Annotated in this window: 18 protein-coding genes; 7 read left to right on the forward strand and 11 right to left on the reverse strand. The window is 61.6% G+C overall.

From position 1 onward, the window contains the following. Positions 1–56: 56 nt before the first annotated feature. Positions 57–929 carry a LysR family transcriptional regulator gene (locus FXO12_RS12435; RefSeq protein WP_057976123.1) on the reverse strand — a complete coding sequence of 291 codons (873 nt, stop codon included), beginning with the start codon at positions 927–929 and terminating at the stop codon, positions 57–59. A 104-nt stretch (positions 930–1,033) separates the two neighbouring features. On the opposite strand from FXO12_RS12435, the gene FXO12_RS12440 reads away from it, so the two are divergent. Beyond that, entirely contained in the window at positions 1,034–2,545 is a 1,512-nt protein-coding gene (locus tag FXO12_RS12440; RefSeq protein ID WP_057976125.1) for an MFS transporter, read from the forward strand. 53 nt (positions 2,546–2,598) lie between these two features. On the opposite strand, the gene FXO12_RS12445 is transcribed toward FXO12_RS12440, so the two are convergent. Both FXO12_RS12445 and FXO12_RS12450 read right to left on the reverse strand, forming a co-directional pair. Continuing rightward, positions 2,599–3,009, reverse strand: a complete 411-nt coding sequence (locus FXO12_RS12445) for an HPF/RaiA family ribosome-associated protein (RefSeq protein WP_003188815.1) — start codon at positions 3,007–3,009, stop codon at positions 2,599–2,601. Positions 3,010–3,222: 213 nt separating this feature from the next. Further along, a complete protein-coding gene (locus FXO12_RS12450; RefSeq protein ID WP_057976127.1) occupies positions 3,223–4,170 on the reverse strand; it encodes a LysR substrate-binding domain-containing protein in 948 nt (315 codons plus the stop codon). Positions 4,171–4,307: 137 nt separating this feature from the next. Here FXO12_RS12450 and FXO12_RS12455 point away from each other — a divergent pair, with 137 nt between their 5' ends. The 3 genes from FXO12_RS12455 to FXO12_RS12465 all read left to right on the forward strand — a co-directional run bounded on the left by FXO12_RS12455 (position 4,308) and on the right by FXO12_RS12465 (position 7,630). Continuing rightward, positions 4,308–5,684, forward strand: a complete 1,377-nt coding sequence (locus tag FXO12_RS12455; RefSeq protein ID WP_034128672.1) for an L-serine ammonia-lyase — start codon at positions 4,308–4,310, stop codon at positions 5,682–5,684. A gap of 61 nt (positions 5,685–5,745) precedes the next feature. Continuing rightward, positions 5,746–7,035: a serine/threonine transporter gene (locus tag FXO12_RS12460; protein WP_057976130.1), complete on the forward strand. Its 1,290-nt coding sequence runs from the start codon at positions 5,746–5,748 to the stop codon at positions 7,033–7,035. A gap of 277 nt (positions 7,036–7,312) precedes the next feature. Next, complete coding sequence (locus tag FXO12_RS12465) at positions 7,313–7,630, forward strand: DUF3509 domain-containing protein (RefSeq protein ID WP_034128674.1); 318 nt, start codon at positions 7,313–7,315, stop codon at positions 7,628–7,630. Here the strand turns inward: FXO12_RS12465 and FXO12_RS12470 are convergent. After that, the gene (locus FXO12_RS12470; RefSeq protein ID WP_003188808.1) at positions 7,627–8,115 is read right to left on the reverse strand and encodes a phosphate-starvation-inducible protein PsiE; all 489 of its coding nucleotides are present in this window, start codon (positions 8,113–8,115) and stop codon (positions 7,627–7,629) included. The two genes, FXO12_RS12465 and FXO12_RS12470, sit on opposite strands and share 4 nt — an antisense overlap. Positions 8,116–8,542: 427 nt before the next feature. On the opposite strand from FXO12_RS12470, the gene FXO12_RS12475 reads away from it, so the two are divergent. Further along, positions 8,543–8,803 carry a YebG family protein gene (locus FXO12_RS12475; RefSeq protein WP_003188807.1) on the forward strand — a complete coding sequence of 87 codons (261 nt, stop codon included), beginning with the start codon at positions 8,543–8,545 and terminating at the stop codon, positions 8,801–8,803. A gap of 55 nt (positions 8,804–8,858) precedes the next feature. Here the strand turns inward: FXO12_RS12475 and FXO12_RS12480 are convergent, their stop codons facing one another. Continuing rightward, entirely contained in the window at positions 8,859–9,878 is a 1,020-nt protein-coding gene (locus FXO12_RS12480) for a Glu/Leu/Phe/Val dehydrogenase dimerization domain-containing protein (protein WP_054897738.1), read from the reverse strand. A gap of 187 nt (positions 9,879–10,065) precedes the next feature. Between FXO12_RS12480 and FXO12_RS12485 the strand changes: the two genes are divergently transcribed. Next, a complete protein-coding gene (locus FXO12_RS12485; protein ID WP_057976132.1) occupies positions 10,066–10,869 on the forward strand; it encodes a SirB1 family protein in 804 nt (267 codons plus the stop codon). Positions 10,870–10,968: 99 nt separating this feature from the next. On the opposite strand, the gene FXO12_RS12490 is transcribed toward FXO12_RS12485, so the two are convergent. The 4 genes from FXO12_RS12490 to hmgA form a co-directional block, all read right to left on the reverse strand. Next, positions 10,969–12,285, reverse strand: coding sequence for an aromatic acid/H+ symport family MFS transporter (locus FXO12_RS12490; RefSeq protein WP_057976134.1), 1,317 nt, complete (start codon positions 12,283–12,285; stop codon positions 10,969–10,971). A 147-nt stretch (positions 12,286–12,432) separates the two neighbouring features. Continuing rightward, positions 12,433–13,068, reverse strand: a complete 636-nt coding sequence (gene maiA, locus FXO12_RS12495) for a maleylacetoacetate isomerase (protein WP_057976137.1) — start codon at positions 13,066–13,068, stop codon at positions 12,433–12,435. A gap of 12 nt (positions 13,069–13,080) precedes the next feature. Continuing rightward, positions 13,081–14,367 (reverse strand): fumarylacetoacetase, encoded by a 1,287-nt coding sequence (gene fahA, locus FXO12_RS12500; protein ID WP_054921080.1) that lies wholly within the window; start codon positions 14,365–14,367, stop codon positions 13,081–13,083. Positions 14,368–14,370: 3 nt separating this feature from the next. After that, a complete protein-coding gene (gene hmgA / locus FXO12_RS12505; RefSeq protein WP_054897734.1) occupies positions 14,371–15,654 on the reverse strand; it encodes a homogentisate 1,2-dioxygenase in 1,284 nt (427 codons plus the stop codon). Between the two features lie 120 nt (positions 15,655–15,774). Here hmgA and FXO12_RS12510 point away from each other — a divergent pair, with 120 nt between their 5' ends. After that, the gene (locus FXO12_RS12510; protein WP_057976139.1) at positions 15,775–16,554 is read left to right on the forward strand and encodes an IclR family transcriptional regulator; all 780 of its coding nucleotides are present in this window, start codon (positions 15,775–15,777) and stop codon (positions 16,552–16,554) included. A 1-nt stretch (position 16,555) separates the two neighbouring features. On the opposite strand, the gene dacB is transcribed toward FXO12_RS12510, so the two are convergent. Both dacB and FXO12_RS12520 read right to left on the reverse strand, forming a co-directional pair. After that, positions 16,556–18,013, reverse strand: a complete 1,458-nt coding sequence (gene dacB, locus FXO12_RS12515; protein ID WP_057976141.1) for a D-alanyl-D-alanine carboxypeptidase/D-alanyl-D-alanine-endopeptidase — start codon at positions 18,011–18,013, stop codon at positions 16,556–16,558. Positions 18,014–18,182: 169 nt separating this feature from the next. Continuing rightward, positions 18,183–20,597, reverse strand: a complete 2,415-nt coding sequence (locus FXO12_RS12520; RefSeq protein ID WP_057976143.1) for a TonB-dependent receptor — start codon at positions 20,595–20,597, stop codon at positions 18,183–18,185. Between the last annotated feature and the right edge of the window lie 75 nt (positions 20,598–20,672).

Genomic DNA, 20,672 nt, shown 5'->3' on the forward strand with positions numbered 1-20,672 from the left:
TGACGTTTTTTTCGAGCAAGCTCGCTCCTACAGATGGTTTTCAGTATGTTCAGGATCTAACTGCCCGCCAGGCAACTCGGGGTGGCCGCCACCAACGCGTCAATGGCACACCGCGTCTTGGCCGGCATATGCGCCGCCGTCGGCCAGATCACATGGATCGGCGCAGGTTGCTCACGGTAGCTGGGCAGCACGGCCTGCAACTGCCCGCGCAGCGCATAGTGGGCAATCAACCAACTCGGCAACCAGGCCAGGCCTACGCCCGCGATGGCGGCATCGGCTACCGCCTGGAGGTCGTCCACGATCAAGGGCGAAGCCAGGCGCGAGCGCTGCGCGGTGTTGCTGCGGTAGGCAATGCCACGATGAGCGGCCAGGTCTTCGATACTGCCAATAGCACCCTTGCGCTGCAAATACGCCGGCGACGCTGCCAGCCCCATGACCTGCTGACCCAGGCGCCGTGCGCTCAGGCGGTCGGTGTCGGGCAACGGGCCGATGCGCACGGCCATATCGAAGCCCTCCTGCACCAAGTCGATCATGCGGTCGGAAAAACAAAGGTCGATTTCCAGTTCCGGATAACGATCCAGCAAGGCCCACAACGCTGGCGCGGCATAGTGATGCCCAAACGCCAGGGGCACGCTCACTCTCAAACGCCCCCGAGGTTGCTGGCGGCCGCTTTCCAACACGGACTCGGCGGCCTCCAGCTCTGCCAATGCGCGCAGGCAATGCTCGTAGTACGCCTGCCCGTCCTCGGTCAACCGCTGGCGCCGGGTGGAACGCTGTAACAGGCAAGCGCCCAGGCGTGCTTCCAGGCGCGCCAGGCCCTTGCCCACCGCAGAACGCGTGAGGTTCAGGCGTTCGGCGGCTTCGGTGAGGTTGCCGCTTTCAACAATCTGCAGAAAGAGTTCGACACCATCAAAACGTGGGGTAGCCATGCTTAATTGTCGCCCTCTATTCCCTTGTTCAAGGAAAAATTATCGCTAATAAAGAACCTGATTCCCGAGAGAATAGCCCCTCCCGCTTTCGAAAGGAATGTCGTATGCCCCGCGCCGCCGCACTCTCGGCCCTCACTCCCCCGCGCACCGCCAGGAACGGCCTGGCCCTCACCGCCGTCTGCCTGGTGGCCCTGATGTTCGGCCTGGAAATCTCCAGCGTGCCGGTCATCCTGCCGACGCTGGAACAGGAACTGGGCACGGGCTTTCAAGACGCCCAATGGATCATGAATGCCTACACCCTGGCCTGCACCAGCGTGCTGATGGCGGCGGGGACCTTGGCGGATCGCTTCGGTCGTCGGCGTGTGCTGGTGGTGTGTCTGTGGGTATTCGCCCTGGCCTCGCTGGCCTGTGGCTTGGCCAACGATGCGCCGACACTGATCGCGGCGCGTTTCGTCCAGGGCATTGGCGCCGGGGCCATGATGATTTGCCAATTTGCGATCTTGTCCCATCAGTTCCGCGAACCGGCGGCGCGTGCGCGGGCCTTTGCGATATGGGGCGTGATCGCTGGCGTGGGCCTGGGTTTCGGACCGATGGTGGGAGCCTTGATCCTGGCCGTGGCGGACTGGCGCTGGGTGTTCCTGGTGCATGTACCGCTGACCCTGTTCACCTTGGCGTTGTTGCACATCAGCGTGCAGGAATCCCGCGACCCGGCCAACCATCGCCTCGACATCGCCGGCATGCTGACCATGACACTCACGGTGTTTGCGCTGGTTTATTTCATCACCCAGGGCAGCGAAATCGGCTTTGGCGCCCCGGCGATGCTCGGCTGGGCCGGCCTGGCGGTCTTCGGGCTGCTGCTGTTTATCTTGCTTGAGCGGCGCAGCGCCCATCCGATGTTCGACTTCTCGGTGTTCCGCATCCAACGCTTCAATGGCGCGTTGATGGGCTCGATCGGCATGAACTTCAGTTTCTGGCCGTTCATGATTTACCTGCCGTTGTACTTCCAGGCGGGCCTGGGTTACGACACGCTGACCACCGGCGCCGCCTTGCTCGCCTACACCTTGCCGACTTTGCTGGTACCGCCGCTGGCCGAACGCCTGGCCCTACGCTTTGGCGCCGAACGCATCATTCCCCTGGGCCTGGGGGTAATGGGCGCAGGGTTCATGGGAATGGCCGCCGTTAATTACGCCGAACAACCCAGCACGGCGCTGGTGCTGCTCAGTTGCGTGATCGCCGGTATCGGACTGGCGTTGACCAATTCGCCGACCACCAACACCACCACCGGCTCCGTCTCGAATGACCGCGCAGGCATGGCCTCGGGCATCGACTTCAGCGCACGGCTGATCACCCTGGCGCTCAATATCGCGCTGATGGGCCTTGTGTTGTTGTTAGGGATCAGCCACAACCTGGCCCATGTGCTGCCTGACAGCACGGCAATGGAGTGGGCAAGCCTCAGCCAGCATATTGCCGCCGGCAAGTTGGATGCGCCGGGGCTGACCATTCTGGATGCGCAAACAGCACTGCGCAGCGGCGCCGGCTGGGCCATGCTGTTTGCGGGGTTGGGCGCCTGCGGGCTGGCGCTGCTGAGCCGGCATTTCTTCCGGCGCGAGCGCTGAACGAAAAACGGGCCTGCATGTGCAGGCCCGTTTTCATTGGGGGAGTGGAAAAATCAGCCGTTAATGGCAGCGTTTTCGTTTTCCAGGAATTCCTCTTCCAAAGCGTCTTCGTTCACTTTGTTGATTGGCTGGTTTTTACCGGCAGCGCGCGGCTTGCCTTGCAGTTTGCCAAACAGATGTTCCAGTGCGTGGTCGAGCTTGACTGCGGCGCCATCGATCGCTTGCTCCAGCGTATCGGCTTTATGGCACACGGAAACTGGTTGATGGCCCTTTGGCCGTGCTTCCAGGCGGCAACTCAAATCGTGAGGGCCGGGCTTGTCGCCGTTCTCGTCTCGCAGGTAGACCTCTACACGGGTCAGGTCTTCTTCGTAGCGTTCGAGCGTGCTCTCAATTGTAGTACGTACCCACTCCTCCAGTCGGATGCTGCTTTCAATATGGTTATCGCTATTGACTTGGATTTGCATAGTTCTTCCCTTATTTCAGCTAGCTCGCCAGAGGTCACAAACTGCAACACCGGGGTGGTGAAACCATGACCTCTTGATTACACAATTGAGCACCTGCTGAAACATTTCAACCCCTTTGCAAAGATAAATCCTACATTACAAATTAACCCTGACGACGAGCAAAAACGCTGGTAGGGTGGGGAGTTAGTTACAACTTCTTACTTTCTGTTTTCCTCACAATTGCCCCTCTCCCAACGGGTGCAAGCTGCGAAAAATCCTCGCCTCCTCCACCAGCCAGTCATGCACCGCACGCACGCCCGGATGGTTCAACGCGCCCGGCGCATACAGCAGCACGTAGCGTTTATGGTTGGGCACGGCCAGGCCGAACGGCACGATCAAGGTGCCGCGCTCCAGCTCATCGTTCAGCAAGGTGCGCCGCGCAATCGCCACGCCCATGCCGGCGATGGCGGCTTCGATAGTCAGATGATTGCGGTTGAAGGTGTGCCCGCGCCGTACGTCGGCACCGTGGTAGCCGATGGCATTGAGGTAAAACTCCCATTCGGCATATTCATAACTCCCACGCCAGGCCGTGATGTCGTGCAGCAGCGGGAAATGGGCCAGGTCCGCCGGGCCATGCAAGGGTGGGCGGCCACGCAACAGGCTGGGGGCGCACACCGGGAATATCTGTTCGTCCAACAGGGCTGTGGATAACAAGCCAGGGTAGCTGCCGTCGTTGAGGTCGATGGCCAGGTCGAAGTCGCCTTCATGCAGGGCGATGCTGCTGTCTTCGGCGACCATGCGCAGTTGAATGTCCGGAAAGCGCTGCTGAAAACGTGGCAGACGCGGGGTCAGCCACTTGCCCAGAAATGAGGGGATAGAACGCAGGCGCAAGGTGCCGCTGATCATCCCGGCGTCCAGGCGCTGCAGTTCGGCATCAATGCTGCCATAAGCCTCACCCACCACGGCCGCCAGGCGCTGCCCCTCGGCGCTGAGTTCAACGCCTCGCGCACGCCGATGAAACAGTCGAAAGCCCAGGCGCTCTTCTAGCTGGCGAATTTGTTGGCTCACCGCTCCCGGCGTGATGTGCAGTTCCTCGGCGCAGCGGGTGAACGATAGATGCCGCGCAGCGCAGGAAAACACATGCAGCCAGACATAGGTCTGGCCATGGAGGGGGCGAGTCATAGCGTTTAGTCCTGCTAAAGGGTGTCTTAGGATAATTCGTTGGTCAGTACTGATCCAGAGGCTCAGTATCGCGCCAATTCCGCCTGCTCTACAAAACATGGCAGCGATTTCTACTCCATTGCTTGTAAGGCTTTAGCATGGCTATCAGTGTTTTCGATCTATTCAAGGTGGGCATCGGCCCTTCCAGTTCCCACACCGTCGGCCCGATGCGCGCCGCCGCGACATTCGCCCAAGCCCTGACCGACCTGCATTTGCTCAGCCAAACCCGTCGCGTCGAAGTGCGCCTGTATGGCTCGCTGTCCGCTACCGGTGTCGGCCATGCCACCGACCGCGCCTGTGTCATGGGCTTGATGGGTGAATGGCCAGATCGCGTCGACCCCACCTCGATCAATGCGCGTATCCAGCAACTGCGCGAGTCCGGCCAATTGCTGCTGGCGGGCTCTCAGGCAATTGCTTTCAACTGGCACACCGACTTGCTGCTGCTGGACGAAAGCCTGCCGTACCACCCCAACGCCATGTCCTTGCACGCCTATGGCGACAGCGGCCTGCTGAGCGAACAAACCTATTACTCGGTGGGCGGTGGTTTCATCATCGAAGCCGCCGAAGCTGCGTCAGGCATTGCGCCGACCAGCGACGTGCAATTGCCCTACGACTTTTCCAGCGCCGTAGAACTGCTGGCCTTGTGCAACAAGCACGGCCTGCGGGTATCCGAGCTGATGATGGCCAACGAACGGGCGTGGCGCAGCGATGAAGAGATCCGCAGCGGCCTGCTGCATATCTGGTCGGTGATGCGCGAGTGCGTGGAACAGGGCCTGCGCGATGAAGGCATCCTGCCCGGTGGCCTGGATGTGCCCCGTCGCGCCGCGAAGTTGCATCGCAACCTGTTGGAAATCGGTAAGCCCAACGTGATCACCTCGACTTTGTCGGCGATGGAATGGGTCAACCTGTTCGCCCTCGCCGTCAACGAAGAAAACGCCGCTGGCGGGCGCATGGTCACCGCCCCGACCAATGGCGCGGCCGGAATTATCCCGGCAGTGCTGCATTACTACATGAAATTCAACGCCGACGCGTCTGACGATGACGTGGTCAATTTCTTCCTGGCCGCCGCTGCCGTCGGCATCCTCTGCAAGAAAAACGCCTCCATCTCCGGCGCCGAAGTCGGCTGCCAGGGCGAAGTGGGCTCGGCCTGTGCCATGGCCGCCGCAGGCCTGGCCGATATCCTCGGCGCCACCCCGGAGCAACTGGAAAACGCCGCCGAAATCGGCCTGGAACACAACCTCGGCCTGACCTGCGACCCGGTCGGTGGCCTGGTGCAGGTGCCGTGCATCGAGCGCAATGCCATTGCGGCGGTCAAGGCGATCAACGCCACGCAGATGGCCCTGCGCGGCGACGGCAAACACTTCATCTCCCTCGACCGGGTCATCCGCACCATGCGCGATACCGGCGCCGACATGCATGACAAATACAAAGAAACTTCACGGGGCGGCCTGGCGGTCAGCTGGGTGGAGTGCTGATCGGAGCACTGCTACCCGCCCCAACGTGAGCCCGCGCAAAAATAATAACGAGGCAATACCGATGACTGATGTACGTACACCTGCTGCCGAAAATCCCGATGTCAGAGAAAACACAGTAACCACCGGTTGGACCAAACACGACACCACCTGGATGCTCGGCCTCTACGGCACCGCCATCGGCGCGGGCACCCTGTTCCTGCCGATCAATGCCGGCGTCGGTGGTTTCTGGCCGCTGATCGTGCTGGCGCTGCTGGCCTTTCCGATGACCTTCTTCGCCCACCGTGGACTGACGCGCTTTGTGGTGTCGGGCAAATCCGGCGACATCACCGAAGTGGTCGAGGAACACTTTGGTGTCGGCGCCGGCAAGCTGATCACCCTGCTGTATTTCTTTGCGATCTTCCCGATCCTGCTGGTGTACAGCGTGGCGCTGACCAACACCCTGGGCAGTTTCATGGAGCACCAATTGCACATGGCGCCGCCGCCACGGGCGATTCTGTCGCTGGTGCTGATCCTCGGCCTGATGGCCATTGTGCGCTGTGGCCAGGGCGTGATCGTCAAGGCCATGAGCGTGCTGGTGTACCCCTTCGTTGCCGCCTTGCTGCTGCTGGCATTCAGCCTGATTCCCAACTGGAACGGCGCGTTCTTCGCCTCGGCCAGCGAAGGCATGCCGCTGCCGCTGTTCTTCAAAACGCTGTGGCTGGCGATCCCGGTGATGGTGTTCTCGTTCAACCATTCGCCGATCATCTCCGCCTTTGCCGTGGACCAGAAGCGCGTCTACGGCGCCCAGGCCGAGCGCAAAAGCAGCGGCATCCTGGCCACCGCCCACGGCATGATGGTGCTGACCGTGATGTTCTTCTGCTTTAGCTGCGTGCTGGCGCTGTCACCGGCTGACCTGGCCGCTGCCAAGGCGCAGAACATCTCGATCCTGTCGTACCTGGCCAACCACTTCCAGACGCCGGTGATTGCCTACGCCGCACCGTTGATCGCGCTGGTGGCGATTACCAAGTCCTTCCTGGGTCACTACATTGGTGCCAGCGAAGGCTTCCAGGGGCTGATCGTCAAATCCCTGCGTGGGCGCAACCGTTCGATGTCGTCCAAATGGCTGGAACGCTGCACCGCGTTGTTCATGGTGCTGACCTGCTGGGCCGTGGCCACCTTCAACCCGAGCATCCTGGGCATGATCGAAACCATGGGCGGACCGATCATCGCGTGCCTGCTGTTCCTGATGCCGATGTACGCCATCCGCCGAGTGCCATCTTTGCGCCAGTATTCAGGCCAGGCATCCAATGTATTTGTGGTGGTGATCGGGCTGATTGCGCTGTCTGCGATCGTTTTTTCCGTGATGCCCTGAATTAGCTCACTGATCTCCAAAAACAGCACAAAAAATGTGGGAGCGGGCTTGCTCGCGATTGCAGTCCTTCAGCCAAGTATTTGTTGGCTGATACACCGCAATCGCGGGCAAGCCCGCTCCCACATTTGAATATCTATGTCGGGTAAATCGCTGTACGGCACGTCCTTTGCTGTAGAACTTTTGAGGAAAACGGAATTTGGCCAGTGGTCAGGCAATGCGAACTAATCCCGACACCGGCCGTCAATGACTGCATGTTCTTATCAGGCGGTAACGCACCATGGACAATCCTTTTCAGATCATCACCGACACGTTCAGCCCCCAATACCGCGTCAACCTGAGCATCCAACGGCTGGACGGCAGCATCATGCTCACCCTGTCTGACGAGACTGGCGTGGTGGCCAAGCGCATGATCAGCGCCGAACAACGCAACGACCCGCAGCGCCTCAGGCGCCTGGTGCAAAGCATCCAGTTCGGCATTGCCATCGAGCAAGGCCATAGCGCTGTAGAAATCCTGGAGCTGATGACGGACGGCGACAGCCACAAACTCCTGCAGCGACCGCCCGCCCGTACCCTGCCCTTCAGCGTCGGGCTTTAAAGCTCGCCCTTCTCGGTCTCCAGGCTCGCCTCGCCCTTGCGACGCGGGCTTTCGACCTTCACCGAAGGGAAGGCCGACGATGCGTAGCGCACCACCAGGATTGCAAACGCCAACAGCAAAATGCCGCCGCACAGGTAGATGATGCCCACGTCCGGCGGGTTGTGGTGCGACACGTTGGAGATCAGCAAACGCGTGAGCGCAGTGATCGCCACGTAGATCAGGAAGCGCACCGGCATGTGGTTGGTCTTGAAGTAAATCCCGACCATGGCACCCAATTCCAGGTAGATGAACAGCAGCAAGATGTCATCGATCTTGATATGGCCGTTCTCCAGCATCCCCAGAAATTCCATCACCGCCGCCCAGGCGGTCACCGCACCAATGGCGAACAGCGCCAGGTAATGGAACGACTCGACAAACAGATTACCCAGCGACTCGGCCAGCCCGTGTACTTGCTGACGCAGCCTTTCGGCCCAATTGATTTTCACGATGATGCTTCCTTAGGTCGGCTCGACCGGATAATGCGGGGTGGACGTGACGGTTGTTCTGCATGCAGAAAAAAGGCCAGCACTGCCATGAGATGATGGCTCGGTGGCATGAGGCACAGAAATCCGAGCCCTCGCCACAGCCCGATCGTTCCCACGCTCCGCGTGGGAACGCCGCCTGGGACGCTCCGCGTCCCTCAGACCTGCTCGTGGGTGACGCGGAGCGTCACGGGATGCATCCTCACGCGGAGCGTGGGAACGATCGACCATCGACCTCAGCGTGCCGTGCGAAATTTCCGGTTCAGCCCCCTATTTCCCAACTACATTAAAAACCTACTACCCAAACCCCGACGTTTGGCTTATCCTTTTCGCTGTATATAAATACAGTAGTCGCAAAAGACAACTATCGTGAAGGCATGTGAGGTGGTGAATGGCCGTCGAAGTGGTATACCGCAGCAGCCGAGATCTGGAGCGTTTGTTCATGGATAAAGCCGAAGCTGACCGTCATGACAAGATGCTTGAACTCGCTGAGTTGCTGGCAGAGGTGTTGCAAAAAGCCGTGCCGTCGTTGAGCGAGCAGCAGGTGGAAGAAGCCGGGATCTATATGGCGAAGAACCGCGATGTCTTTGCCAAGGCGTTCAAGAGCCAACCGGACGCATTGTCCGAGTTGCTGAACCCGGCGGCGGAGTAAAGCCCGAATTGAACAGGCCCTGAATCATGGATTCAGGGCCTTTTTAATGCCTGGCCTATTTGTACAGCAAGCGTTCGGCCAGTTCATCGGCCACCCGCGCGGGGGAGCGTTTTTCGGCTTGGGCGTGGGCAAAGATTTCGGTCAGGCGGCTGCCGATGTTCGACAGGTGCGCGGTGATGCCTGGCAGGTCGGTACCGGCGTGTTTGAGGGCGACGTAGATCAGCCCGCCAGAGTTGATCACATAGTCCGGTGCGTAGAGGATGCCGCGGCCTTCCAATTGGTCGGCGATGTCCAGGTTGGTCAGTTGAGCGCTGGCCGAACCCGCCACGGCGGCGCAACGCAACTGGCCGACGCTGTTACGGTTGAATACGGCGCCGACGCCGCACGGTGCGAGGATGTCGCAGGGCGTGCTGAGCAAGGCGTCGTTGGCAATCGGGTGGGCACCCAGTTGCTCCATGGCCAGTTGCACCTTGCCGTGGTCGATGTCGCTGACCAGCAGCTCAGCACCGGCGGCGTGTAGTTGTTCGGCCAGGGCATAACCGACGTTGCCAAGGCCCTGCACCGCCACGCGCAGGCCCTCGAGGTTGTCGCTGCCCAGGCGCGCCATGGCGGTGGTGCGGATACCGGCGAACACCCCCATGGCGGCATGGGGCGCAGGGTCGCCGGCGGCGGTGGTGCTGGTGACAAAGCGGGTGTTCTGGGCGATGCAGTCCATGTCGGCGACCGAGGTACCGCTGTCGATCGAGGTGATGAAGCGGCCGTCGAGTTTTTCCACACAACGGCCAAACGCCTCGAACAGCGCCGCACGGCTTTCCACGTGCACGGGGCGGATGATCACCGCCGTGCCGCCGCCCACCGACAGCCCGGCCAGCGCGGCTTTGTAGCTCATGCCTTGCGCCAGGCGCGCGGCATCGGCCACGGCGGTTTCGTCGTTAGGGTAAGCCAGGTAACGACAGCCACCCAACGCTGGGCCCAGGCGACTGTTGTGGATGGCGATGATCGCCTTCAAGCCGGTCACCGGATCAACGCTCAGGTGCAGCGATTCAAGGCGGGTGCTGTGCATGAGCGCAAACATCAATGGGCTCCCGAATCACTTCTGGTAGTGGGCCAAGTATAGGCTTGCGGCAGAAAACTGCTGGATTGCGCTGGAATAAGCCGCGCGTTTTCGTGGGATCTACGACATAAGAGCGTGGGATATCTCTCAAGATGCTGGACGAAAATTCGCAGCAAGGCTAAAACGGGGGCATATGCCGGAGAACTCAATGAATCCCCGCACCGCCTTTTTCGCCTGCCTGGACCGTTCACCCCCCGCGCTGTTTGAGGCCGCGCTGTGGATTGCTGCCGAGCATGACACCAGCGTGCAGCCGGCGTTGATCCTGCACGACCTTGGCGCGCTACAACAACAGGTCAGCCTGGGCATGCCCCTGTTACCGGCGGATGAACTCGGCCAGCCGCTGCTGCGGCGCATGAATGACCTGGGGTTTGCCCAGGATGACCACACGCCGTTGCGCCCCGCCGCCGCGCTGCTGGACAAAGTGCTGCAACGCAAACGCGGGCAACCCTTGGCCATGGGCCTGATCGCACTGGAGATGGCACGGCGCCTGGATATCCCCCTGGTCGGCGTGAACTTCCCTGGGCACTTCCTGCTGCGGGTACCGGGAGCCGACCACCTGTTGGACCCTTGCGGCGGCCGGCGCCTGTACCCCAACGACTGTCGCGAGTTGCTGGCGCGCCAGTACGGGGCGAAGCTGAAATTGCAGGCCGATCACCTGCTGACCGCCGAGCCACGGGCCATCCTGCAACGGCTGTCGCGCAACCTGCGCCAACTCTACCTTGCCAACGACGAGCCACTGGCCGCCCTGATGGATGCCGAGCGGGTACTGGAACTGGGCAACGCCAGCGCCTCCGACTACCTGGCGCGGGCCAGCCTGTATCAACGCCTGGACTGCCCCAGCGCCGAACGCTTCGACCTGGAACACGCCCTGCTGCTCAGCGACGACCCGATTCAGCGCCTGCGCCTGACCGAGCGGCTGGGGCACCTGCCGCCCAACTCAGTGGTGCACTGACCCCTGTAGGAGCGAGCTTGCTCGCGAAGAACGTGAACGATAACGCAGGCATCCTGGTTTAACGCGCTGTCCTTGCGGCCTTCGCGAGCAAGCTCGCTCCTACAGTGAAGGCGCCCGCACTTGAATAATCAACAACGCTGCAATCACCGCCGGAATCGCGCAGAAGAAGAAAATCTGCTCGACCGGTATATGCATCGCCAACAACAGGCTGCCAAACAGCGGCCCCAGAATTGACCCGAACCGCCCCACACCCAACGCCCAGCCCGTGCCGGTGGCGCGCACCTGCGCCGGGTAGAAGTTGCTCGCGAAGGCATTGAGGGTCAGTTGCCCGCCGATGATGCAGAACCCTGCTGCAAACACGCAGGCCACCAGGTAGCGTGGGTTGTCGTGGTTCAAGCCCAGCAGGATGGTGCACAGCGCTGCCGCCGCCAGCACGCCCGACAGCAACCGCACTTTGCTTTTCAGACGGTCGGCAAACCAGGCCATGAGGATGGCGCCCAAGGTGCCAGCGAACAGGAACATGGAGGTGACCAGGTTGGCTTCGTTCAACGCCAGGCCGCTTTCGAGCAATAGCGACGGCAACCAACTGATCATGAAATACAGCAGGATCAGGCTGACAAAAAAGGTCGCCCAGATCAGCAGCGTCGGGCGTGCGTAGCCGTTGCGAAACAGCTCCACCACCGTCAGTTTGCTGCCCTGTTCCTGCAAGTTTTCAGCTTCGGTCGCCGGTGGCGGTTGCCAATCGGGCAGCATCCGCGCCGTGACTTTGCGCAAACGCAGATACGGCGGTGCATCGCGCAACAGGCGTGGCAAGGATTCGGGCAACAGCCACACCAGGAACGGGAACAGCAGCAGCGGCGTCACACCACCCGCCAGGAACACCGCCTGCCAACCAAAACCATCGATAAACCCGGCCGCCACAAAGCCGCCTGCTGCGCCGCCGAACGAGAAGCCGCAGGCCGCCAGGGTCACCATCAAGGTGCGCATCCGCGGCGGCGAGTATTCAGACATCAATGCCATGGCACTGGGCATCGCGCCGCCCATGCCAATGCCGCAGATAAACCGCGCCGCCATCAACGTGGTCAGGGAATTGGCGAACACCATCAATACCGTGAGGCTGGCGTAGATCAGCACGCATGCCAGCAGGATACGTCGCACGCCGAACCGATCCGCCAGCGGTGTCACCAACAGCGAGCCCAGGGTGAGGCCCAGCAGGTTGGCGCTGAACACGGGGCCAAACGCGGACTTTTCCAGGCCCCAATCCTGGGCCAGCGCCGGCACTACATAGCCCAGCACCTGGGCGTCATAGCCATCGGTGACCAGTAACAGTGCCAGCAGCAGGAGAATCAACCATTGGTAGCGCGACACCGGACGGGCGTCGAGTGCCGCACGAAAGCTGGCAATCTGATTGTGCATCGCAAGGTACCTGTTTTTTTATGATTGTTCCCACGCTCTGCGTGGGAATACAGCCCTGGACGCTCCGCGTCCGTTTTTAGAGCCGTGACGCAGAGCGCCACATGAGGCGTTCCCACGCTGAGCGTAGGAACGATCATTACAGGGGGTTCAGGGGGTGTCAGGTTGATTGGCGGGGTGGGCCTGCATGAAGGCTGGATGTTGGGCCGCCAACGCCGCCACCCGCCCAATGCGTGGGTATGCCGCCAAGGGCACCTTGAAGCGCTCGGCCGCATACAACTGCGGGATCAGAAACGCATCGGCCAAGCCCGGCTGCTCACCAAAGCAAAACCCGGTGTCGCCAATCAACTGCTCCACCGCGCCCAGGCCCTGGCTGATCCAGTGCCCGATCCACTCCAGCAATTGCGCCTCATCGTGCCCCCACTTGCGCAGCAAGTTCTGGGTGCTGGAGTTATGCAACGGGTGGATATCACAGGCGATGATCGACGCCACCGCCCGCTCATGAGCCCTGGCGACCAAATCCCTGGAGAACATCGGCACCTGTGGATAACGCTCTTCCAGGTACTCAATGATCGCCTGTGACTGGATCAGCAACGCCCCTTCATCAGTACGCAATGCCGGCACGCGCCCTTGGGGGTTGATCGCCAGGTATTCAGGCTGGCGGTTGGCGCCGCCTGCCGGCACCAGCAGGTTGACCGGCAGCGCGGTGAAATCCAGGCCTTTGAGGGCCAGGGCAATACGTACTCGATACGACGCGGTGGAACGGTAGTAAGTATAGAGTTCCATGGCCCTGCCCTCTCAGCGCGCCGCGACCACGGTACCGCGGCATTCGCCGAAGCCGATGGAGGCAAAGCCCTCGCGGCTGCAACGGGCACGCAGAATGATTTCGTCGCCGTCTTCAAGGAATTTACGTACCTCGCCGGAGGCCAATTCAATCGGCTTCTTGCCGCCTTCGGTAATTTCCAACAGGCTGCCGAACTGCCCCGGCTGCGGGCCAGACAACGTGCCCGAACCAAACAGGTCACCCGCCTGCAACTGGCAGCCATTGACGCTGTGGTGCGCCACCATTTGCGCCACGGTCCAGTACATATGCTCGGTGTTGCTCAGGGTCAGGCGATGGGCGGGCAGGTTTTGCTCACGCATCGAGGCCGTGGTGAGCAGCACTTGCAGTTCGATATCAAAGGCGCCCGCGTTCTGATCACGCTTATCCAACAGGTAAGGCAGCGGTTGCGGATCACCTTCAGGGCGCGGCGGCTGGGCTTTGCGGAAAGGCTCCAAGGCTTCGGCAGTCACCACCCACGGCGAGATGCTGGTGATAAAGCTTTTCGACAAGAACGGCCCCAGCGGCTGGTACTCCCAGGCCTGGATATCCCGCGCCGACCAGTCGTTGAGCAGGCAGAAACCGGCGATATGCTCGGCGGCATCACCAATGGCAATCGCATCGCCCATGGCATTGCCCTGGCCGATCCAGATGCCCAGCTCCAACTCATAGTCCAGGCGCGCGCATGGGCCAAAGGTCGGCTCGGACTGACCGGCTGGCAAGGTCTGGCCCTTAGGGCGTCGCACCTCTGTACCCGAGGGACGAATGGTCGAGGCACGGCCGTGGTAACCAATCGGCACGTACTTGTAGTTCGGCAACAGCGGGTTATCGGGGCGGAACAATTTGCCGACGTTCTGCGCGTGCTCGATGCCGACGTAGAAGTCGGTGTAGTCATTGATCTTGGCCGGCAGGTGCATCTGGCAATCGGCGGCACGGTGCAGCACTTGCGCCTCGCGGGTTTGCAGCTTGCTGCCTTCGGCCAGCAGTTCCAGCAGGCGCTGGCGCAGGGCAACGCGAGGCCCACGGCCCAGTTCGAAAAACGCGTTCAACTGCCCGCCCGCAGTGGCTTCGACGGCGCGCCGGGCGTCACCGTCAAACTCATCCAGCGCGGCGTGCAGGTCGAGGATCATGTCGCCAATCGCCACGCCACTGCGCGGGGCCGAGCCGTTGATACTGAACACGCCCAGGGGCAGGTTTTGCAGGGGGAAATCCGCGTGACCATTGGCCGAGGCCACCCAGCTGCGGGTCTGCGTTGGTTGAGTCATGGGTTATCTCCGGTTCGGGTTGAAGGTGGCGGGCAGCGAGGCCCAGCACGCGTCGTAAGCAGGTTGCAGTTGGGGGCACTCCAGGGCGAACTGGGTCGGACGCAGCACTTGGCTGGTCTCGAACATGAAGGCCATGGTGTTATCGATCTTGTGCGGCGCCAGGTCCACGTTGATGGCCTTGGTGCAAGTTTCGCCATCCGGGCCGTGGGCGCTCATACAACTGTGCAGCGACGCGCCGCCCGGCAGGAAGCCTTCGGCCTTGGCATCGTAGGCGCCCTGGATCAGGCCCATGTATTCGTTCATGAGGTTGCGATGGAACCACGGCGGCCGGAAGGTGTTCTCGGCCACCATCCAGCGCGGCGGGAAGATCACGAAGTCGAGGTTGGCCAGGCCGTGCACGCTGGTGGGCGAGGTCAGCACGGTGAAGATCGACGGATCCGGATGGTCAAAACTCACCGTGCCAATGGTGTTGAAGCGACGCAGGTCGTATTTGTACGGCACGTTATTACCGTGCCAGGCGACCACGTTGAGCGGTGAGTGATCCAGCTCGCAGGCCCACAGTTCGCCGAGGAATTTCTGTACCAGCGTGGTCGGTTGCTTGAGGTCTTCGTAACGGGCGACGGGCGTGAGGAAATCGCGCGGGTTAGCCAGGCCGTTGCTGCCAATCGGCCCCAGGTCAGGCAGGCGCAGCGGGGCGCCATGGTTTTCAGCGACGTAGCCGCGGGCTTGCGCGTCCAGCAGTTCGACACGGAACTTGAGGCCACGGGGCAGCACCACGATTTCCAGCGGCTCGACATCCAGCACGCCCAGTTCGGTGGCGATGCGCAAGCGGCCCTGCTCCGGCACGATCAGCAACTCGCCGTCGGCGTTGAAGAACACGCGCTCCATGGAACGATTGGCGCGGTAGTTATAAATGCTGATGCCCGAAGGTTTTTCCGACCCCGAGTTGGCAACCATGCCGACCAGTCCATCGATAAAGTCCGTGGGTTCACTCGGAATATCCAGCGGGTTCCAGCGCAGGCGGTTGGGCGTCACCGCCCCCAGCGGGCCACCGGCCAATTGCCGCGCAAGTTTGACGAACGCCGGGTGATTGGCGGACGGCTGGATGCGGTACAGCCAGGTGCGCCGGGCTTCGCTACGCGCCATGGTGAAGGCAGTGCCGGAAAACAGTTCGGTGTAGAGCCCGTAGGGGGCTTTTTGCGGCGAGTTCTGGCCGACCGGCAGCGCGCCAGGCAAGGCTTCGCTGGCGAATTCGTTGCCGAAACCCGACAGGTATTCGAGGTCCATGGATCTTCCTCTGTGCAGAAGTTGTTTTTATCGTAATCCAGTTACGCACAACGTAATTTGATCACTGTCGACCGTCAAGCTATAAAGACGCCCATTCATCTCTCGGATTCTCGCCCTTCCATGGAAAAGCCCCGCGACACCGGTAAACAGAAAGTCCGCTCGGCGGAAGTCGGCACCGATATTCTCAAGGCCCTGGCCGAACTGTCCCCGGCCACCTCGCTGTCACGCCTGGCCGAGCATGTGCAGATGCCAGCGAGCAAGGTCCACCGCTATTTGCAGGCGCTGATCGCCTCGGGTTTTGCCGAACAGAACAGCGCCACCAACCATTACGGCCTGGGCCGCGAAGCGTTGCGCGTGGGGCTGGCGGCGCTGGGCAGCATGGATGTGTTGAAAGTCGGCGCCCTGCCCTTGGCCGAACTGCGCGATGAGTTGAATGAAACCTGCTTTCTGGCGGTGTGGGGCAACCAGGGCGCGACCGTGGTGCAGATTGAGCCGGCCGTGCGCGCCGTCACCGTGGTGACGCAGTTGGGCTCGGTGTTGCCGCTGCTCAGTTCGTCCACCGGGCTGGTGTTCAGCGCCTACTTGCCGTCGCGGGAAACCGTGGAGCTGCGCGAACGCGAGGTTCAAGCCGGCACCGCTCACACCTTGGCGGACGATCAGGCCTATGCCAGCGTGTGCGAGCAAATCCGCAGCCGCGGCCTGCACTTTGTACATGGCCTGCTGATGCCCGGCGTGGATGCGTTGTCGGCGCCGGTGTTCAATGCGGTCGGGCAAGTCGCGGCGGTGATGACCGTGGTCGGCCCAACCTCGCTGTTCCATGCCGATGAAGATGGCCCGGCGGCGCAGCATCTGCTGGCGGCGACCCGGGCCGTGAGTTGGCGGATGGGCTATCAGCCCTGAATCAATCGTCGCTGCGCGCCAGCGCCACGGCCACGCGATCCTCCAACGCCTTGACCTGCGCGCCGGCCACCACGTAGTTGTTGGTCAGCATCGAGAACACCAGCTTGCGCCCGCCGGCATCGGTGATGTACCCACTCAATGACGACACGCCGCCCATGGAGCCGGTCTTGGCGTGCAGGTTGTTTTGCGCCTGTGTGTCGCGCAAGCGATAGCGCAGGCTGCCGCCGGTCATGCGGTCGGTGTTGCCGGCAATCGGCAGCGCGTTGTACCAGGCGTCAAACCACGGCTGTTTGCTGGCGGCCAGCAGCAGGTCGGTGAGGGTTTGCGACGACACCAGGTTGCGCCGCGACAGGCCTGAGCCGTCGACCTGACTGAATGTGGCGGTTTCCAGCCCCTGGCGCTTGAGGAACCCGGCCACCGCCAGAGCACCCGCCGCTGCCGTGCCGCTATTGGCCATCTTGCGCCCCATGGCCTTGAGCAAGGCTTCAGACATATTGTTGTTCGAAAGCTTGAGCAGCGGTGTGATCAGCGCCTGTAACGGCGCCGATTGGTGCTCGGCCAGCACCGTTACCGCCGCCGGGCTTGCCCCGCCCATCACCCGACGCCCCAGTACGGTAATGCCCTGTTGCGCCAGGGCCTGTTCAAACAGATTCGCGACCAGTTGCGTTGGCTCCCAGACGCTGACCAATTGCTGGCTCTGCTTTCCCGGCGCTACTGCGCCGCTGAGTTGCAACAGGTTGGTGCCGTGACGGCGATTGATTCCATAGCTGTTGCCCGGTCCGCTCATGGCACGGTTGCTCAGTTGCAGGTAATCAGTAGGCGGGAAAATATCGACACTCACCGGCGAGCCGTTCCGCAATGGCGCCTTGGCCGTAACCAGTACGCTGCCCGCATCAAAATCCGCATTGGGCGCCACGGTCAGCGCCGAAATCTGCGCGCCGTAGTAGGTGGTTTCATCGTCATGGGACCAATCCACCCCCAATCGCTCGGCATCGAACCAGGTGTCATCGAACACCAGATCACCCTGCACCTGGCGCACGCCCTGGCTGGCCAATTGCGCGGCCAGCGCCTGGTAGTCGGCAAACTGAATGCTCGGGTCGCCCAGGCCACGCAGGTACAGGTTGCCGGTCAGGCGGTCGCCCTGGCGTATGCCGTTGCTCAGCAGTTGGGTGGCGAAGCGGTATTGCGGTCCCAGCACATCCATGGCCGCCGCCGTGGTCAACAGCTTGAGGTTGGACGCGGGCACCAACCGGCTGCGTGGGTTGTGCTGATACAGCGTGGTGCCCGTGCGGGCGTCACGTACCATCAGCGAGACCGTAGCACCTTGCAGCGCCGGATCGCTCAGCAGTTTATCCAGGGTTGCCGGAGTGGAAGTGTGGGAGACGCTGGCGCAGCCGCCCAGTAAAAAACTCAAACCGACCAGCAGGGTGCCGGTGCGTAGCCATTTTCCAAAGTACATCAGTAGCGTTTTCCATAAGCATGCAATGGCGGCAACGCTAACAGCTCGCTATCAATGTGGCGACCGCTTTCCTGTGGGAGCTGGCTTGCCTGCGATGCAGACAACTCGGTGTATCAGGCGAACCCAGTCGATGCCATCGCAGGCAAGCCAGCTCCCACAGATAAATGAATCAGAAGGTAAGCGTGCTGGACACCGACACCTGCCGCGCATCGCCCATGGACACAAACTGCGTATTCACCGAGGACGTGTAGTAGGTACGGTCGAACAGGTTTTTCACGTTGAGCTGGAACTTGACCTTTTGCCCCTCAAGCTTGGTGTCGTAGCTGGCGAACACATCAGCCACGGTGTAGCTGGGCAGCTCGAAACTGTTGGCCGCATCCCCTGCCCGCTCGCCGACGTAACGCGCCCCGGCGCCGACGCGCAGTTGATCACCACCCAGGATGCTGCCGAAGTCATACACCGCCGACAACGAGCCGGTGCTTTTTGCCACATTCTGCAGGCGATTGCCTTTGAGCTTAGGGTCTTCAGTGACCTCTGCATCGGTGTAGGCATAGCTGCCGATCAGGCTCCACCTATCCGTCAGCTGGCCGCTGGCATCCAACTCCAGACCACGGGAGCGCACTTTGCCGGCCACGCTGTACTCCGAGGTCAGGCCCTCGCCTACCTGCACCAACACGTTGCGTTTATCGATGGTGAACAACGCTGCGCTGGCGGTGATACGCCCCGGCAGGTCGAACTTGGTACCCAGCTCCCAGGCTTTGGATTCCTCCGGCTGCAAACTGCCATTCAACACGGTTTTATTGGCCAGTGGCGCGATGGTGGAGTTGGGTTTGAACGACTCGGTGTAGCTGCCGTAGAACGACAATTCGTCACTGTAGCGATACACCAACCCGGCCCGAGGCACCCACTTCTGGCCATTGCCGTCGGTGTTGGCGGTGAACGGCACGCCTTTGCCGGCGTATTGGTCGTACATCTGGTAGCGCGCACCGCCGACCAGAATCCATTGATCGTTGAGGTGGATAGCATCCTGGAAGAACAGCGAATCGCTGCGCAAGAGGTCGGTCTGGTTGCTGTCCGGCGCGCTCACCTTGGAACCGGCGACTTCGTTGCCGTACACCGGGTTGGTGTAATCAAAGGTGCCCCGCGGTGCCTGGCGGATCAGGTCGGCACGGTAGATCTTGCGGTACTCATCGTCCAGGCCGAACACCAGGTCGTGCTGCATACCCGCGACATCTACCTTGCCTTCGAGGCTGGCGGTGGCGAAGCGGTCGGTGGTCAGCGCGCCCTGGGTGCCGTCCATGCTGCGGGTCAGGGTGCCGTTGGTGTTGACCTTGACCACGCGCACCTGGCTGGCGTCGTAGGTCTCGCGGTTCCAGCTGTAACCGAAGTGGGCTTTCCAGTCGTCGTTGAGATCATGATCGACAGTCAGGCGGTACAGATCGGAGCGCCCTTCCATATTGTTGAACGGTTCATCCAGACGGCGGGTGGCGGGGATGTTCAACGGATGGTTGGTCTTGGGGTCGATGGCGGTGCCACGGTCGAACGGTGCGAGAAATTCGCGGTGCTCATAGGCCAGCAGCACTTGGGTGGTGTCGCCATACCAGCCCAGGGACGGCGCCACCAGGGTTTCGCGGTGGGTGCCGTAGTTGCGCCAGTAATCTTCGTCTTCATGGTCGACGATCAGGCGATAAGCCAGGCCGCTGTCACCCAGGGGCCCGGTGGTGTCGAGGTTACCGCCGCTGCCGTTCTTGCCGCTGCCGAAGGTCGAACCGCGTGCGGTCAGGGAAGTGGACTGCACCAGCTCAGGCTTTTTGCTGACGATATTGACTACACCGCCTGGGTCCTGGATGCCATACAACAGCGACGACGGGCCCTTGAGCACTTCGACGCGCTCGGCTGTCGCGTTCAAGGCACGGCCCTGCACCATTGGCATACCGTCCTTCATGATCGAGCCGTTACGGTTGTCGCCAAAGCCGCGCAACATCACCGCGTCCTGGGTGCTGCCGAGGGTGTTTGTCTGGGTGATACCGCTGATATTGCCCAGCGCGTCATCCAGGTTGCGCGGTTGCTGGTCGCGCAGCACTTGAGCAGGCACTACGTTGACGGTTTGTGGGGTTTCCAACAGCAACCCATGGGAGCGCATTACCGAGCTGGTCGGCGGCGGTTGGTAGCTGGTGCTGTCCTGGGTGAGGTTGGCGCCGCTGATGGTGGTAGCGCCGAGGTTGACCGCGCCGTCGGTTGGCACCGGCTCCAGCGCCAGGGTGCGGGCATCGATCTGGCGGAACGTGAAGCCGGATCGGCTCAGCAGGCGTTGCAGCGCCTGCTGAGCCGTCATCGGCCCGCTGACTGCCGGGGCATTGAGGCCGTAGGGCGCTTCATCGGTATAGATCACGCTGATGCCGGTGACCCGGCTGAATTCGCTCAGGGCCTGGGGCAGTGGTTTGGCTGCCAGGGCAAAATTGAACTGAGCGCTGTGCTGCTCCTGCGCACGCGCAACGCTCAAGGGCAGCAACGCCAGCCCCGACACCGCCAAGACCGAAGCTCCCAGCCACTGTTTTACCCAACCGCCCGCCGTCGACTTCATGCTCTGAGAACCCGTGTTGAAAACGCTGTTAATGCGAATAGATCGCAGTTTCAAGCACAACACGGATGGGGCGCA

It is taken from the genome of Pseudomonas sp. J380, from assembly GCF_009827115.1.
Taxonomy (GTDB): Bacteria; Pseudomonadota; Gammaproteobacteria; order Pseudomonadales; family Pseudomonadaceae; genus Aquipseudomonas; species Aquipseudomonas paracarnis.

Bases quoted from the DNA above. Each gene is read 5' to 3' on its own strand.
- FXO12_RS12435 (WP_057976123.1), bottom strand. From the start codon at position 929: ATGGCTACCCCACGTTTTGATGGTGTCGAACTCTTTCTGCAGATTGTT.
- FXO12_RS12440 (WP_057976125.1), top strand. From the start codon at position 1,034: ATGCCCCGCGCCGCCGCACTCTCGGCCCTCACTCCCCCGCGCACCGCC.
- FXO12_RS12445 (WP_003188815.1), bottom strand. From the start codon at position 3,009: ATGCAAATCCAAGTCAATAGCGATAACCATATTGAAAGCAGCATCCGA.
- FXO12_RS12450 (WP_057976127.1), bottom strand. From the start codon at position 4,170: ATGACTCGCCCCCTCCATGGCCAGACCTATGTCTGGCTGCATGTGTTT.
- FXO12_RS12455 (WP_034128672.1), top strand. From the start codon at position 4,308: ATGGCTATCAGTGTTTTCGATCTATTCAAGGTGGGCATCGGCCCTTCC.
- FXO12_RS12460 (WP_057976130.1), top strand. From the start codon at position 5,746: ATGACTGATGTACGTACACCTGCTGCCGAAAATCCCGATGTCAGAGAA.
- FXO12_RS12465 (WP_034128674.1), top strand. From the start codon at position 7,313: ATGGACAATCCTTTTCAGATCATCACCGACACGTTCAGCCCCCAATAC.
- FXO12_RS12475 (WP_003188807.1), top strand. From the start codon at position 8,543: ATGGCCGTCGAAGTGGTATACCGCAGCAGCCGAGATCTGGAGCGTTTG.
- FXO12_RS12480 (WP_054897738.1), bottom strand. From the start codon at position 9,878: ATGTTTGCGCTCATGCACAGCACCCGCCTTGAATCGCTGCACCTGAGC.
- FXO12_RS12485 (WP_057976132.1), top strand. From the start codon at position 10,066: ATGAATCCCCGCACCGCCTTTTTCGCCTGCCTGGACCGTTCACCCCCC.
- FXO12_RS12490 (WP_057976134.1), bottom strand. From the start codon at position 12,285: ATGCACAATCAGATTGCCAGCTTTCGTGCGGCACTCGACGCCCGTCCG.
- maiA (WP_057976137.1), bottom strand. From the start codon at position 13,068: ATGGAACTCTATACTTACTACCGTTCCACCGCGTCGTATCGAGTACGT.
- fahA (WP_054921080.1), bottom strand. From the start codon at position 14,367: ATGACTCAACCAACGCAGACCCGCAGCTGGGTGGCCTCGGCCAATGGT.
- hmgA (WP_054897734.1), bottom strand. From the start codon at position 15,654: ATGGACCTCGAATACCTGTCGGGTTTCGGCAACGAATTCGCCAGCGAA.
- FXO12_RS12510 (WP_057976139.1), top strand. From the start codon at position 15,775: ATGGAAAAGCCCCGCGACACCGGTAAACAGAAAGTCCGCTCGGCGGAA.
- dacB (WP_057976141.1), bottom strand. From the start codon at position 18,013: ATGTACTTTGGAAAATGGCTACGCACCGGCACCCTGCTGGTCGGTTTG.
- FXO12_RS12520 (WP_057976143.1), bottom strand. From the start codon at position 20,597: ATGAAGTCGACGGCGGGCGGTTGGGTAAAACAGTGGCTGGGAGCTTCG.